The organism is Ralstonia mojiangensis, from assembly GCF_023955645.1.
GTDB lineage: Bacteria > Pseudomonadota > Gammaproteobacteria > Burkholderiales > Burkholderiaceae > Ralstonia > Ralstonia mojiangensis.
Window position 1 is genome coordinate 734,171 of sequence record NZ_JAMXHU010000004.1, and the last position, 14,727, is coordinate 748,897.

11 protein-coding genes are annotated in these 14,727 nt (G+C 64.2%); 5 read left to right on the top strand and 6 right to left on the bottom strand.

The features are described from left to right. Window positions 1–9: 9 nt before the first annotated feature. Together NG898_RS19975 and NG898_RS19980 are read left to right on the top strand one after the other, a co-directional pair. On the top strand, window positions 10–1,224 hold the full coding sequence (locus NG898_RS19975) for a glycosyltransferase family 4 protein (protein ID WP_252694049.1): 1,215 nt from the start codon (window positions 10–12) through the stop codon (window positions 1,222–1,224). Between the two features lie 25 nt (window positions 1,225–1,249). Further along, window positions 1,250–2,044 carry a DUF2334 domain-containing protein gene (locus NG898_RS19980; protein WP_252694050.1) on the top strand — a complete coding sequence of 265 codons (795 nt, stop codon included), beginning with the start codon at window positions 1,250–1,252 and terminating at the stop codon, window positions 2,042–2,044. 9 nt (window positions 2,045–2,053) lie between these two features. On the opposite strand, the gene NG898_RS19985 is transcribed toward NG898_RS19980, so the two are convergent. Then, a complete protein-coding gene (locus NG898_RS19985) occupies window positions 2,054–2,590 on the bottom strand; it encodes a phosphatase PAP2 family protein (protein WP_024978053.1) in 537 nt (178 codons plus the stop codon). Further along, window positions 2,568–3,740 (bottom strand): glycosyltransferase family 4 protein, encoded by a 1,173-nt coding sequence (locus tag NG898_RS19990; RefSeq protein ID WP_252694051.1) that lies wholly within the window; start codon window positions 3,738–3,740, stop codon window positions 2,568–2,570. The genes NG898_RS19985 and NG898_RS19990 overlap by 23 nt, the downstream gene beginning before the upstream one ends. A 61-nt stretch (window positions 3,741–3,801) precedes the next feature. Here NG898_RS19990 and NG898_RS26250 point away from each other — a divergent pair, with 61 nt between their 5' ends. Further along, complete coding sequence (locus tag NG898_RS26250) at window positions 3,802–4,158, top strand: hypothetical protein (protein WP_252694052.1); 357 nt, start codon at window positions 3,802–3,804, stop codon at window positions 4,156–4,158. A gap of 246 nt (window positions 4,159–4,404) precedes the next feature. Here the strand turns inward: NG898_RS26250 and NG898_RS20000 are convergent, their stop codons facing one another. From NG898_RS20000 to NG898_RS20010, 3 genes are all read right to left on the bottom strand, one after another. Then, the gene (locus NG898_RS20000; RefSeq protein WP_252694053.1) at window positions 4,405–5,661 is read right to left on the bottom strand and encodes an AI-2E family transporter; all 1,257 of its coding nucleotides are present in this window, start codon (window positions 5,659–5,661) and stop codon (window positions 4,405–4,407) included. A gap of 49 nt (window positions 5,662–5,710) precedes the next feature. Continuing rightward, the gene (locus tag NG898_RS20005) at window positions 5,711–8,128 is read right to left on the bottom strand and encodes a hybrid sensor histidine kinase/response regulator (protein ID WP_252694054.1); all 2,418 of its coding nucleotides are present in this window, start codon (window positions 8,126–8,128) and stop codon (window positions 5,711–5,713) included. 86 nt (window positions 8,129–8,214) lie between these two features. Further along, on the bottom strand, window positions 8,215–8,997 hold the full coding sequence (locus NG898_RS20010) for a DUF4397 domain-containing protein (protein WP_252694055.1): 783 nt from the start codon (window positions 8,995–8,997) through the stop codon (window positions 8,215–8,217). A 299-nt stretch (window positions 8,998–9,296) separates the two neighbouring features. On the opposite strand from NG898_RS20010, the gene NG898_RS20015 reads away from it, so the two are divergent. Next, on the top strand, window positions 9,297–10,559 hold the full coding sequence (locus NG898_RS20015; protein WP_252694056.1) for a site-specific integrase: 1,263 nt from the start codon (window positions 9,297–9,299) through the stop codon (window positions 10,557–10,559). A gap of 288 nt (window positions 10,560–10,847) precedes the next feature. Here NG898_RS20015 and NG898_RS20020 read toward each other — a convergent pair whose 3' ends face one another. Next, entirely contained in the window at window positions 10,848–12,152 is a 1,305-nt protein-coding gene (locus NG898_RS20020) for an NCS2 family permease (RefSeq protein WP_252694057.1), read from the bottom strand. Between the two features lie 1,432 nt (window positions 12,153–13,584). On the opposite strand from NG898_RS20020, the gene NG898_RS20025 reads away from it, so the two are divergent. Beyond that, on the top strand, window positions 13,585–14,661 hold the full coding sequence (locus NG898_RS20025) for a replication protein RepA (protein WP_004632417.1): 1,077 nt from the start codon (window positions 13,585–13,587) through the stop codon (window positions 14,659–14,661). Window positions 14,662–14,727: the final 66 nt, after the last annotated feature.

The window sequence follows — 14,727 nt, forward strand, 5'->3', positions numbered from 1 at the left end:
AGGAGCCCCGTGCGCAAGCTGCCCACCGATCATTACCCGCACCGCGATAACGGCGATGCGACCACCGCGTCCTTGCATCTGGCCGACGTGACGATGTTTTGGGCGGCGGAGAGCGGTGGCGTCAAACGCTACCTGCGCGCCAAGCACGACTTCCTGCGCTCCACGCACTGGCGGCACACGTTGGTCGTGCCCGGCACAGCGGACGACGCTACCAATGAGATCGCCGTGGTGCCAGGTGTGCCGCTGCCGCTGTCGCATGGCTATCGCATTCCGCTGCGCACGGGGCCGGCCGTGCGAGCGCTGTGTGCATTGTCGCCAGACCTCATTGAAGCGGGGGACCCGTACCGGCTGTCATGGGCAGCGGTGCATGCCGGCGCGCAGCTGCAGGTGCCGGTGGCGGCGTTCTATCACTCCGATCTGCCAGCGTTCTTCCGCCGCCTGGGCGGCCCGCCTGCCGAGCTGGCCGCGGCCGCGTACGCCCGCAAGCTGTATCCGCACTTCGATACGGTGTTCGTGCCCAGCCGTTACATCGCCCAGAAAGTGGCCGACCTGGGTGTGCAACGCATAGAACTGCAGCCGTTGGGCGTAGACACGCGCTTGTTCCATCCCGCGCGGCGCTCGCTGCGCTGGCGCGAACAACTCGACCTGCCGCGCGATGCACGCGTGCTGCTGTACGTCGGCCGCTATGCGCCTGAGAAGAATCTGCACGTGCTGTGCGACGCGGTGGACAAGCTGGACGACGGCAGCGTGCTCGTCACCATCGGTTCGGGCCCGACACCGCCACGTGGCAAGCACGTACGCGCACTCGCATATGAAGGCGACACGCAGCACCTGGCCGCAGCCATGGCAAGTGCCGATGTGTTTGTGCATGCGGGCGATCAGGAAACATTCGGCCTCGTCGCATTGGAAGCGATGGCCAGCGGCGTGCCGGTCGTCACCTGCGCAGCCGGCGGTTTAAGCGAGCTGGTGAACGAGCGCGTGGGCTATGCCGTGCCGCGCTGCCGCGCTGACGATTTCGCGCAGGCACTCCAGGCGCTGCGCCAGCGCGATCCGGTCGCATTGGCGCATGCGGCACGCCGCCATGCGATGCAATACGACTGGCAGGCCGTCCTGCCGCAACTTCTGCAACGCTACCGCGCGCTGCTCGGCCGGCAAACCAGCACCGCTGCGCAGTCAACTCCACAACCGGCTCGCGAGCCCGTGCGTGCTTCGCGCGGCCGGTAACCCTGATCGATCGACTCTGTTCATCATGTCGCGCTATCTCATTCTTGCCATGCACGATGTCACGCCCGCCACCTGGCCTGCGTGCAAGGTGTTGCTCTCTGCGTTGGATGAGGTGGCGCGCGTACCCAAGTCTCTGCTGGTCATTCCGAACTTCTATCGCGGCCCGACCGCACGCAGCAGCGAGCGCTTCTGCCGCGTGATGAGCGAGTGCCTGGCCGAAGGCGATGAGCTTGTCCTGCACGGCTACGCGCACCTGGACGACCAGCCCCCCGGCGGGGTGATCAACCAACTGATCCGCACGCGCTATACCGCCGGTGAAGGCGAATTCTCTGCCATTCCGCTGGCGGCGGCGCGCGCGCGCATTGAAGCTGGAGCTACATGGTTTGCCGCCAACGGCTGGCCGCTGCATGGCTTTGTCGCCCCGGCGTGGCTGATGAACCCGGCAACCTGGGAAGCGCTGGACGGCCTGCCCCTGCGCTATACGACCACGCTGCAACGCTTCTACCTACTGCACCCGCGGCGCCCGCTCAAGGCGCCCTGCCTGACGTACAGCGTGCGTTCGCCGGCGCGCCGGCTGGTGTCGCGGTATTACTTGCGCTGGCTGGCGCAGCGACACGCCGAGACACCGCTGCTACGTCTGGGCCTCCATCCAGCCGACGCGGCCCATCCCGACGTCATCCGCCATTGGCAAGAGCTGCTCGCCGCATGCCTGGAGACGCGCACGCCCGTCACGAAGAACGGCTTTGCGCAGGTGCTGGCCCAGGCGTGGATGGGCGGCCCGGAAACCACCGTCGCCGGGCACGCACAAACGTCGTATTGAGCGCGGGCGCTAGAACAACCACACCGACAATCCGCCGATCAGCATGCCGAGCCCGGCACCTGCCAGCACGTCGCTCGGATAGTGCAGGCCAAGCACGACGCGAGAGACGGCCACCATCAGCGTAAACGGCACGAGCGCCAGCGCCATGCGCGGGTAATACGCGGCCATCACGATGCTGAACGACACCGCGTGCAGCGTATGGCCCGACGGAAAGCTGAACTGATCGAGCACGCGCCCGCACAGGTGGATCTCTTCACACGACAGGTAAGGCCGAGGCCGGCACACGCCGCGCTTGAGCAGGATGTAGATGACCAGCGACAGCAGCCCCGTGAGCCCCATCTGCTTGGCGCATTCCCAGCCGGTGTCACCGCCTACCACGGGCAACGCCGCCATCAACGCATACCAAAGCATGCCGTCGCCAAGGCGGCTGACACCACGATAAAAGCGCATGGCCGACGCATCGCCCGCCACGTGATTGAGCGCCACGGCGAGTTGCCGATCACGCTCGCGCCAGCGCTTCCAGTCAGGCCAGGCGTGGGTCGCCATGGTAGGCCTCCCCGTTGGCGGCAGCGTCGTGCACGGCGATGAGCGCCGCTTCAAAGCGTTCGAGCACACGCGGCCAATCCAGACTCTGTGCGGTCAACCGCGCCGCTTGACCCAGGCGTTGGCGCAAGCCGGCATCCGTGGCAAGTGTGACGGCAGCCTGCGTGAACGACGCGGCATCGCCGAGGGGCGCGAGCCAACCGTTCTCGTGGCTACGCACGTGCATGCCGGCCGCGGCGGTATCGAACGCCACCACGGGCAAGCCACTGGCCATCGCCTCGACCACCACGTTGCCGAAGGTCTCCGTCACGCTTGGAAAGAGAAACACGTCTGCCGATGCATAGTGCGCGGCCAATGCCTCGCCATGCTGCGTGCCTGCAAAGATGGCATCGGGACAGCGACGGCGCAGCGCGTTGCGTTGCGGACCATCGCCCACCATGACGAGGCGCGCGTCGGGCACGCGCTCGCGTACGGCATCAAACGCATCCAGCGCAACACCCAGGTTCTTTTCCAACGCAAGACGCCCGACCACGAGCACGGCCGGCGTGTCAGCGTCAGCCCCCCATTGCGCACGCAATGCGTGACTGCGGGCTTGCGGCGTGAACCTGTGTGCGTCCACGCCGCGCGTACTGACGGTCAGGCGTTCGAAATCGAGGTCGCTCAACTGCCGCTGCAGTTCGCGCGTCGGGACGAAGGTGCGATCGGTGCGATTGTGAAAGGCGCGCAGGTAGGCACGCACCAGCGTTACAGCGCCCTCCCAGGCGTAGTGCCGGCCGTACTCGTCAAAACGGGTTCTGAAATCCGAGGTCACGGGCACCCCGAGTTGACGCGCGGCCCGAATGGCCGACCAGCCGAGCGGTCCTTCCGTGGCGACATGCACGAGGTCGGGCCGATACGCGCCCCATGCGCGAAGCAGGCGCCGGCGTGCTGGCAATCCCATACGCAAATCCGGATACAGCGGAATTGGCACGCCAGGAACCCGCAGCGTGTCTTCCGCCAACGCAGGCTTGCCAGCGTCGATGGCCCTCTGACGCGGCCGCGCCAGCATCACGTCATGTCCGCGCGCCTGCAGAAACGCCACGGTGCGCGCGGCAGTGAGCGATACGCCGTTGAGTTCCGGCGGCCAGGTTTCGGTCACATAAGCGATGCGCATGGGTCGATCAACCTTTGTGCTTATCGCGGCTGTGCGAAGGACCGCCCGTCTGGCCTCGCTTGTGAGCAAGATCGTCTGCGCTGCGATTGGCGACCTGGCGATCGCTGTCGTCACGGTTGGCCGCATGGCGTTCTCGCACGACGCGTTCTACGCCGGGGGTGTTGTGCAGATCGGTGTCAAGCTGCCCGCTTTCGATGTCGCGTGCGGCCTGCTCGACATTGCTTCGCGGTCCGGAACGTTGCTCTTCAAGGTTCTGATCGCGCTCGTGAGGCAGCCGCTCTTGCGATCCCGACTCCGGCTTGCCCTGCTCCGGCTTGCCGAGCATTTTGTCGATGTTTTCAGCGTTTCGACCCGCGTCTGGCGCACGCGGCGGCGTAGTCCCTGCCGGTCGTTCGCCGCGCTGATGCGGGCCACGTAAGGTGGGGCGTAGTCGGTTCATGGCGCCCTCCTGCGGACGTGATCTAGTTGCCTTGCGCACCGCAACCGACGTGCCAACAACGCCCGCATGCTCCGCACAATCGACAAGACCTGCACCACTCCTGCACAACACCGCGACGCAGACAAGGCAACGTACCAATGGATCCGCCAGCGTCGCGACGTGATCGTTGCGTAAGGGTTACATGCGCGCTTGTAACGCTTGCTGCGCAAGGTGATCCGAAAGCAATCAATGCGGGAGGCGTACGCGTTCAGGACGCCGGGTGGGACGGCCGCGCAGTCGGTCCAGCAAGCGTTGCGACATGCCTGCCGGCGCGTCAGTGGTGCCAAGCAGCGTACCGAGCGGGCGCAATCGATCGACGTGATCACATACAACTTTGATCATTGCCGTGATCGACGTTCCAAGCAGCAAGCCCCACAAGCCCCACAGCCAGCCCCACAGCAGCAGGCCGATGTAGACCACGCACGGATCGAGCTTGGAGGCCCGGCTCTGCAGCCACGTCACGAGCAGCGTGCCGACCAGGGTAGCCAGCAGCAGCGTGACACCTGCCACGACAAGCGCATCCGACCACGCGCCCATCTGCAGATACGCACCGATGCCGCTGGCCACGGCAATCACCACCGAACCGAGATACGGCACGAAGTGCAGCACGGCCGTCGCCAGCCCCCAGACTGCTGCGTCTTCCATGCCGAGCAGCACGAAGGCCACCGTGGTGAGTACGCCCAGCACAATGTTGGTTGCAAACAGCACCAGCAGCGAATACTGAATCTGCGTGCCGATGACCGCCATCATGCGCACCGCGCGCTTCTTCTCGCTCAACGTGTTGCCCACCGCGCGCACCCATTTGCGTTTAAGTGCCTGGCCTGACGCGAGCAGGAAGTAGACAAGAAACGAGACCACGACGAGTTGGCCCGCAAGCGCGAAGAGGTTGGCGGAACCCATCCATAGAAACTCGCGCAGCGGCAGCACCGGCTGCGCGGCAGGAGCCGCGACCGCGGGCGGCCGTTTGGCAAGTGCCGGCGCCGGCTTGCCCTGCACTCCTTCGGCGGCATGTTCGAGTGCGACAGTCACATCGCGCATCTTGTCGAACGCGCCACCCATATGCCCACGCATACCGTCGATGGCTTCGGCCATGCGCTCCGCCGCCACGGGCAACCGGTCTGCCATGGCCGAGACGCCGTCTTGCATCCCGAAGACCAGCACTGCACCGGCAATCCACAGGCCGAGCACCACGATGGCTGCCGCAATGGTGCGCGGCACATAGCAGTGCCGCAGCCACACGACCACCGGGTTCAGCGCAAACGCCAGCACCACGCCGAGGGTGAGCGGCACCAGAAACGCCCGCGCCCACTGCAAGAAGACCAATGTGCCGCCAATGGCCACCAGCACCATGGCCACACGCCAAGCCGGCTGCCGTAGCCCGTCGAGCAGACTGCCGTGCAAGGGTTCCGGCTGCGTGGGGGATGGATCGAGTTCGGCGGGCATGGCAGAGAATGTGGTTCACCGTTCTCTGCGCAAAAGTTGTGCCGGGGCGCTATGGCTTTGCGGAAACAGGCATGGCAAGCATGCGCAACGTGCGCACCAGATCGTACGGCGACACCGGCTTGATCAGGTGTTCTTGAAAACCCGTGGCCAGCGCCCGAGCGCGATCGTGCGGCTGCGCAAATGCGGTCAGTGCAATGGCCGCCATTGGCGCAGCGCCGCCGGGCAGGTGTTCGTGTTCCCACGCACGAATTCTCTGCAGGATCGCGTAACCGTCTTCATCGGGCAGCGCGATGTCGCACACCACCGCTTGGGGGCGGCCTGCCTCGCCTCGTGCGCTCCAGACTTCGAGCAACGCCATGGTCTCGTGCCCGGAGCCCACGCTACCGACTTCGGCACCGACCTGCGTCAGCAGTGTGGCCAGCGCATCGCGCGCATCTTCCTGATCATCGACCAGCAGTACGCGCAGACCCGCCAGCGATGGCAGGGGCCCGGTGCGTTCTGGGTCTTCAGCCAGCGGCGCGATCAGATCGGCGCCGGCATGCAGCGGCAGATACACGGTAAACGTGGCGCCTTGCTGGACGCCCTCGCTGCGCGCATACACGCGTCCGCCGTGCAACTCGGTCAACCGTTTGACCAGGGCCAGACCTAGACCGAGACCGCCTGTGCGCCGTGTATGCGCGCCGTCAGCCTGCCGGAATGGATCAAACAGATACGGCAAGAACGCCGGCGCAATCCCGCGGCCGTTATCGCGCACCACAATGCGCGCCACCTCGCCCAGCAGATCGGCCGACAACCACACCTCGCCACCTTCCTGCGTGAACTTGATGGCATTGGTCAGCAGGTTCCACACGATCTGCTCGACACGATCGGCATCGCCGTCAATCTCGTGATCGTCCAGTTCGATGGAGGTGTGCAGGGTGATGTGGCGCTCGGCGGCCAGCGCGTGCACGCTGTTGAGCGCGCTCTCCAGCGCCGCGCGCAGCACGAATGGCTCGCGTGTCAGCCGCAGCTTGCCGCTCATCACGCGCGTGGCATCCAGCAGGTCTTCGATCAAGCGCACCTGTTGCTCGACGCCGGTCTTGATGCCTGCCAGCGCCCGCTGCATGAGCGGCGCGCCGCCCGCGATCTGGCTCTCCAGTACATACGCCCAATTCTGGATGCCATTGAGCGGCGAGCGCAGTTCATGCGACACCACCGCCAGGAACTCATCGCGCGCAAGCGCTGCGGCCTCCGCCTGCGCGCGCGCGGCCTGTTCGCGCAGCAACAGCGCATCGCGCTCGCGCTCAGCCTCAGTGCGCTCTGTCACGTCGTAGATGATGAGCAGCGCCGATTCCATCGTGCCATTCCGATCTGCTTCCGGAATGACGCGCGCGTTGTAATGCGCAATGCGCGGGCGCCCCTCCTGTACGGCCAGATGCAACGCAAGTGTCTGTTCGGTGCCCAGGACGAACGCACGGCGGGCGGCGTCCTCCAGCGGGCGCGTGACCTCGGCGGAAAGGGACGATGCCGCCAGCGTCTGGCCGATCATCACGGGAGGCGTCACGCCAAACGCTTCGGTTACGGCGCGGTTGACATACACGCAGCGCAGTTCGCGATCAAGCCGCGCAATCACGTCCGGCGCGTTCTCCACCAGCGTGACGAATTCGCGCTGATGGCGAAAGCGCTCGTGCTCGGCCTCCTTGCGCTCGGTGATGTCTTCCACCACGCAAACGAGCGCCTGTACGCTACCGTCTGGCCCATGCTGCGGCGAATACGCGGCGTGCACAAAGCGGCGGCCAACATCGGCCGGATACTGCAATTCCATTTCAAACTCGACGCGCTGCCCTGCGAATGCGTCGTTCAAGTGCGACAGGACGCGCGCATACGCCGCCTCGCCCATCAGTTCGCGCAGATGCCGACCCAGAACGTCTTCAGACCGCAAGCCAAAGCGTTGTGCGTAAGCGCGGTTGGCAAAGCGCACGCGGTGCTCAGGGTCGATCTGCACCAGCGGAAACGGCACGCTTTCGGTCAGCCATTGCAACTGGAACTCCGACTCGGTGAGCGCTGCCAGGGTCTGCTGGCCCTGCGTCACGTCTTCAATCACGCCCACGGCATGGGCGGATGCTCCGTCGAGGCTTGGCATGAGGTAGCCGCGTTCGCGAACGCGGTATTCGCGAGCTTCGCCGTGGTCGACGCCGAGCCAGCGGTACTCGAGCACGAACTCCTGCCCGCGCGCCAAGCCCTCCCAGGCGGCACGCAGCGCGAGATGATCATCCGGATGCACATGGACAAGCCAGCGGTCACGGACGCCGCACAAGGAATCGGGCTGCACGCCCCACGTCTGCGCCCCGGCGCTTACGTGCAGACGTGTTCCCGTCAACGGATCGTCTACCCAGAACACATCAACCTGCTTCCTTGCGGCCAGTGCGGTACGCGCCTCGCGCGCGGCGCGCACGGGTGCGGACCAGCCCGTTACGGATTCACTCATTGCGCCTTTCGTTAGCAGTTTTCATTCCCGAGGTGACCGAAAAAAATGCGGTGCCGCAGCACCGCATCATAGGGCGTGGAACGAAGTTACTGCGAGGGTAATTCAGAAGCCGTTTGCGAAGCGCCGTTGGCCTGGGCCACGAGCACGCGAATGGCGTTGGGCGTCACGGCACCGACGCCGCCGGCCGGCAACGTGGTGATCAGCCAGTCGGCGTTGTTGGCCAGGCTGAACGGCTGCGACGTGAAGATGACGTTTTTCGTCCCCGCCGTCGCCACGCGCACCTGGTACGTGCCGCCATCGACGTAGATCGAATCCTGCGTGCTGGCGGGCGCCGCGCCGCCATACGCGGCACCGCTCATGGTCGGGGCAATGGCCGAGAGATCCACGTTCGGTGCGGTCACGTAGACGTCGACGTTGGGGGCGTTGTACGAAGCGTTGAAGGTGCGCACGCGCGCCTTGTCTGAGAGGATGGACTTGTTATAGGGGTCATCGATAAGCGCCAGGCTCGTCGCTGATCCGTTGGCACCCACGATGGCGAGTGCCGTGTAGCGGTGGCCATTTGCGGGCGTGAAGCCGGTCGAGGCCAGCGGCGTGCTGCTGCCCGTGTTCGACACCGTGGCCGTGCTCGCCGTCGCGTCAATTCCGAAATAGTTGCTGACGTTCTTGAAACCGACATTGGTGATCTTTGTGGTGCCGTTCACACCAAAGTCAACGTTGCCGATGAACGGGTTGGCGTGCACCGTGCGGTATTGCGGCGAGCTGGTGCCGATGATCTGCCCGATGTCGTCGTCACCGCCGCCGCATCCGGCAAGCACACCCAACGAACCCAGCGCCAGCACGGCGACGATCTTCCTGATCTGTATCTTCATTCTTCCACCTCGGAGGGAGAGTCCTGTCATGAACGGGCGGCATACATCGCATGCCCGTGTACGTTGTTGCCGACTTGTGGAACCGACGATAGCCGCGCACATCCAGGCGCGCCTATCGAACCGGTTCCGATCGTTTTGTCGGAAGCGTCCGACACACGAAGCGACGTTCCCGCATTGAGCATGGCGCGTGCCCACAGCGGTTGAATGACCACTCCAATCCGGTCTCGCGGCCTGGGCTTGAATACGGGTCGCTATACTTGCGCGATCTGTTTTGTCTTCGTGCACCACACACGCTCCGCATGCTCGAACCGCGCCCGGCCGATGCCGTGCCCCTTCCCGATAACGCCGCTTCCCAGGCCGATCTGCAGGCTTTCGCGCAAGAGCGCGAACGCGTGCAGGCGTGGCTCGCTGCGCGGGCGTCTGGCGCCCGCGCGGTGAGCGCTTCCACGCTGTCGCAGTACCGCGTGGAAGCCGAGCGTGTGTGCTGGTACGCGCGCACATTCGGTAAGCCGATCGCAAGCTGGGCGCGCGACGACGCGTCGGCCTATCTGCGCTTTTTGCAAGAACCGCCCGCTTGGGCGATCAGTGCGCGCGGCATTGAACGCGACGATGCCAACTGGACGCCGTTGCGGGGCCCGCTCTCGGCGCGCTCCACACGGCAGAGCGGCATCATCGCGGCGAACCTCTGCGGCTGGCTGCAGCGTGCGGGCTATCTGCGCGTGAACCCGTTTCTCGATGACGATGCGATGGTCATTACCGTGCCGGCGCCAAGCGCGCCTGCAACGAGGTCCGTCGCAACACCCGAACCGGGCACTGCACTCGGCGCGTCCGACATGGCATTGATGATCGATGCCGTTCGCGCCCGTGTCGCCTTGGGCCGTGAAGCGCGCTTGCGTCAAGCGCGCGACCACTTCCTCGCCGTGCTGCTCGCACAGGCGGGCATGCGTGTATCGGAGCTGGTGTCTGCACGCATGGGCGACTTGGCGCTGCACGCCGTGCCGGCCGAGCACGCAACATCCGACGCACTGCTGCCGGCGTCGGTCTGGCTGTTGGCGATCGGCACAGGCCGCTCACAGCGCTGGCTGCCATGCGATGCGTTGATGTCTGCGCTGCGCGAATACCGTACGGCCTTTGGCCTGTCACCGTTGCCGCTACCGAATGAAGCCACGCCGCTGCTGCTGTCGGTGCGCAAGCGCTCGCCGCGACGCGCGGACGGCACCATCATCGACTCGCCTGCCCTGCGTCGCGACTTCGGCGAGCGCAAGGGCATCGCTTCGCGTTCGCAACTGCTGCTCATCGTCAAGGCCATGCTCGGCGAAGCCGCTGAGTACGCTCGCGCCACGGGCCACGCCGATGCGGCCGCCCGCCTGGCGAATGCTTCGTTGCGCGGCGTGCGCGGCGCTCATTTGCGCGAACGGCTCGCCGCAGGTGAGGCCGCAGCGGACGTCGCCCATGCGCTTGGCCTGACCGCCCTGCCGAGCGTCGCCGTACGCGCACGTGAAGCCGATCTGGCCGCCAGCATTGCCGAAGCAGCCCGCAAACTGGCCCTGCCGTCCGCCTGACATTCCTCCATACATCGCGCAGAAACGGGTACGCACCGCCTGCGCGGATGCCATATTCACGCCTTGTCGAAAGCAATTGTTGGCACGATTCGCGCGACAGTTGTCGCTTACGTCGTCCGCAGAATTGGGTACGCTCGGCCGCTGGATCGCCGACGATGGCACGCAGAAACGGGTACGCTCGGCCCTGAAATCGCACGCAGAAACGGGTACGCTTTGGCGCAAATGCTCCCAAAAAAACGCGGACCCGAGAGTCCGCGTTCATTGTGCGTTGCATGAAGACCCCGGCGCTCAGTGCCCGCCCGACAGATAGAAGAAGCGGAACAGGAACACCGCTGAGATGATCCACACGATGATTGGCACCTCGCGCATGCGCCCCGTGAACAGCTTCAGCCCCGAGTACGTGATGAAGCCGAACGCGACGCCGTTGGCGATCGAATACGTGAACGGCATCATCAACGCCGTCAGCACGGCCGGCACCGCTTCGGTGGTGTCTTCCCAGTTCAGGTCCACCAGTTCGCGCAACATCAGGCACGACACATACAGCAGCGCGGGCGCCGTCGCGTAAGCCGGCACCACGCCAGCCAGCGGCGAGAAGAATAGACAAAGCAGGAATAGCACCGCCACCGTCAGCGCCGTCAGCCCCGTACGGCCGCCGGCCTGCACACCCGAAGCGCTTTCGATATAGGCGGTGGTCGACGAGGTGCCCAGCAGCGAGCCCGCCATGATGGCCGTGCTGTCGGCCAGCAGCGCCTTGTTCAGGCGGTCCATCTTGCCCTGCTTGAGCAGGCCCGCGCGGTTGGCCACGCCCATCAGAGTGCCGGTTGCGTCAAACAGCTCCACCAGGAAGAACACCAGCACCACGTTCAGAATGCCCACCGACAGCGCGCCCATGATGTCGAGCTGCATCAGCGTAGGCGCGAGCGACGGCGGCATCGACACCACGCCGTGGAAGGTGTTGCCCGCAAAGAAGAAGCTCGCTGCCGTCACGGCCAGAATGCCGATCAGGATGGCGCCTTTCACGCGCAGATGGTCAAGTGCCACGATCAAGAAGAAGCCGATCACCGCCAGGATGACCGAAGGCTGGTGCACGTCGCCCAGCGTCACCAGCGTCGCCGGATTCCCGACGATCAGCCCGGCGCCGCGCAGCGACACGATGCCCAGGAACAGCCCGATGCCGGCCGTAATCGCCACGCGAATCGAATGCGGAATCCCGTTGACGATCATCTCGCGAACGCGAAACACGCTCACCAGCAGGAACAGGCAGCCGGAAATGAACACCGCGCCCAGCGCCGCCTGCCACGTAAAGCCCATGCCCTTGACCACCGCGTACGCAAAGTAGGCGTTCAGGCCCATGCCCGGCGCCATCGCGATCGGGTAGTTCGCGTACATCCCCATGATGATCGTGCCGATCGCCGCGGCAATGCAGGTGGCGACAAACACCGCGTCGTGCGGCATGCCCGCGTCAGCCAGGATGTTCGGGTTGACGAAGATGATGTACGCCATCGTGAGGAACGTCGTCAGCCCCGCGAGCACTTCCGTGCGAACGTTGGTCTGGTGTTCCTCGAGCTTGAAGGTGCGCGCGAGCCAGGTCATTCAGGTTGTCTCCTCTTGTTGTGAAGTGTCATCGCCGGCCAGCGCTGTCTTGCGCGCGGCTCCCCCGATGCACGCCCACCACGGGGCGAGGCTACTGTTAGCAAGATTCCGGCGCCCCAAGGCGACGCGGTCGAAATACTGTTCATGCGAATCGAATGATGGAAAACGCGCCAGCCAAGTGCCAGGCCGGCGCGCGGGATGCGCATGATGCCCGAAACGCCGGGCGTGTGCACTCGCCCGGCAAGACGCATCGCCTCGGCAGCGGGAGGCCGGGCCCGGCCAACAAACCGTACCCGTTTCTGCGAAAACCCGGAGCCATGCGGCGTGCTTAGCGATTGGCGTACCCATTTCTGCGCTTGCCTCCGCAGAAATGGGTACAAGCTTCTGCAGGAGCAGGGGCGCAGGATGAAGCGCAAAGGCGTACCCGTTTCTGCGCCATTGAAGTGCGCACCGTACCCGTTTCTGTGCATGACGGCGCCACGCGGCGACTCAAAGCGAACCCGTTTCTGCGGGAACGGTTTTGGATCTGCCGTACCCGTTTCTGCGGAGCATCGCGCAGAAACGGGTACGCTTTATCTGCAGGCCCCCTCGCCAAGCCCTTGGCCAATAAGGCTTTTTACCCGCAGAAACAGGTACGGGGATCAGAACGCGGAGCCACGAGGCCCCAGCAAACGGCATCCTCTCGTGTTGGTTTCAGCGATGAAAGTTCAGAATTCGCCAGTCCGGGGCGAAGGCTCGTTGAAATGCAGCCGCACGCAGCTGGCGAACCGCCACGCAGAAACAGGTACGCATACTGCCAAGTCCGACGGCTCGAAGCGTGCACTCGCTTTCGCTGAAATGTTGTAAGCGTTGGGACAAGAAAATCACGAGCCTCGTAGCACGCGCAGATTTGGGTACGCAGGTACACGCGGAATTTGCCCTTACTCACGCAGAAACAGGTACGCTTCGGTGGCTGCCAGCCCGCGCGAGCCCCCAGAATAGCCAAATCGGCCGCAGAAACGGGTACGCACGAGCGGAAACACATCGAAACGCCCAGTCCAACCCCCTGTTTTCTGTGGATAACACTGTGGATAACATGATGTTGTCCCCGCAGATTCCGGTACGCCCAATGCGCAGAAGCGGGTACGGTTTCGCGCAGAAGCGGGTACGCCATTGCGCAGAATCTGGTTCGCCCCCTCGCAGAATCTGGTTCGGTTTACCCCACTGAACCCAATGCTGGCAAGGCTTTGCGGGCCGCGTATACGGTTTACCTGTAGTAAACGTAGAAGGTATATATAGCTTGTAGTGAGGAAAGGTCTTCCGTGGACAACCTTAACGGTTGCCCACCGATGCCCTTCCCGCGACAACGAGTAAAAATAAGAAAACGTACCCAATTCTGCGTGACAAGGCGAAGGCGTTTTAGTACAAAGGCTCTGAACAATTCTTGCCCACCATGGTCACCAAACGCCTCACACCCAATGGGAAACCGGACGACAATTCGCCCGGCCGCATCATCGTCCCCTCGGGAGGGCAAGTCATTGCCGCGCCAGAGAAGTTTCAGCGCCTGTTCGACGAAGCGCAGGCGATGGAGCGCGAAGACGCTTGGCAGAGCGGCGAAGTCGGCTTTCTCAGTCGTGCCAGTGTGCAGGTCACCCTGCCCTATCGGGCTCCCAAAGGTGCACCGCCGGTCTGGACCCGCTCGAGCGGTAACATCTCGCTGATGATTCAGCCCGGCTACTTCACGCAACAGCGTTCCGAGCGGGCGAGCAACGGCCGGCAGCGCATCGTCTCCGAGACCGTCTCCTTTGGCTATCCCTATGGTTCGTATCCGCGCCTGATGCTGGCCTGGATCGGCAAAGAGATCATGGCCAAAAAGAAACGCGGCGAATTCCAGGGCACAGTGGAAGATCGGCGCATTTCCTTGGGCAACTCGTTGTCCGAGTTCATGTACAACCTGGGCATCCCGATGGCCACGGGCGGCAAGCGGGGCACCATGACGCTGGTGCGCCAGCAGATGATTCGCCTCTTCTCTGCCACGATTGCTATCGTGCAGAACAAATCGGCGCCCAGCAGCCAGAATCAGAACCAGGAACCGCTGTCGATCGATCGCATCGGCTACTTGCTGGCAGATCAGCTATCGACCTGGTGGGATCCGATGCAGCCGGGTCAGGGCTCGATGTTCGAGAGCTTCGTGGTGCTGTCCGAGCCGTTCTTCAATGAGCTCGTGAATCGGCCTGTGCCGGTGGATATGCGTGCGTTAAAGGCGCTCAAACAGTCGCCGTTTGCGCTGGATGTGTATTCGTGGCTGACATACCGCTTCTTTACGATCCAGAAGCGTACAGAGATCCCTTGGGAAGCGCTGCAGATGCAGTTCGGCACCGAGACCGAAAGCGAGCGGAAATTCCGGGCGTTGTTCCGCAAGGCGCTGAAGGACGTGCTGGTTGTCTATCCGGACGCGAAGGTGGATGCTGATTCATCCAAGGCGCTGATTCTGCAGCCGTCGCGCACCAGCGTACGGAAGTTGGCCTGAAGCAGAGCGGAAGCGGCAGACAAAAAGAAAGGGGAGCAGAAGCTCCCCTTTTTCATCTCAGGCGAT

Bases quoted from the DNA above. Each gene is read 5' to 3' on its own strand.
- NG898_RS20010 (WP_252694055.1), bottom strand. From the start codon at position 8,997: ATGAAGATACAGATCAGGAAGATCGTCGCCGTGCTGGCGCTGGGTTCG.
- NG898_RS19985 (WP_024978053.1), bottom strand. From the start codon at position 2,590: ATGGCGACCCACGCCTGGCCTGACTGGAAGCGCTGGCGCGAGCGTGAT.
- NG898_RS20025 (WP_004632417.1), top strand. From the start codon at position 13,585: ATGGTCACCAAACGCCTCACACCCAATGGGAAACCGGACGACAATTCG.
- NG898_RS20000 (WP_252694053.1), bottom strand. From the start codon at position 5,661: ATGCCCGCCGAACTCGATCCATCCCCCACGCAGCCGGAACCCTTGCAC.
- NG898_RS20015 (WP_252694056.1), top strand. From the start codon at position 9,297: ATGCTCGAACCGCGCCCGGCCGATGCCGTGCCCCTTCCCGATAACGCC.
- NG898_RS19990 (WP_252694051.1), bottom strand. From the start codon at position 3,740: ATGCGCATCGCTTATGTGACCGAAACCTGGCCGCCGGAACTCAACGGC.
- NG898_RS20005 (WP_252694054.1), bottom strand. From the start codon at position 8,128: ATGAGTGAATCCGTAACGGGCTGGTCCGCACCCGTGCGCGCCGCGCGC.
- NG898_RS20020 (WP_252694057.1), bottom strand. From the start codon at position 12,152: ATGACCTGGCTCGCGCGCACCTTCAAGCTCGAGGAACACCAGACCAAC.
- NG898_RS19980 (WP_252694050.1), top strand. From the start codon at position 1,250: ATGTCGCGCTATCTCATTCTTGCCATGCACGATGTCACGCCCGCCACC.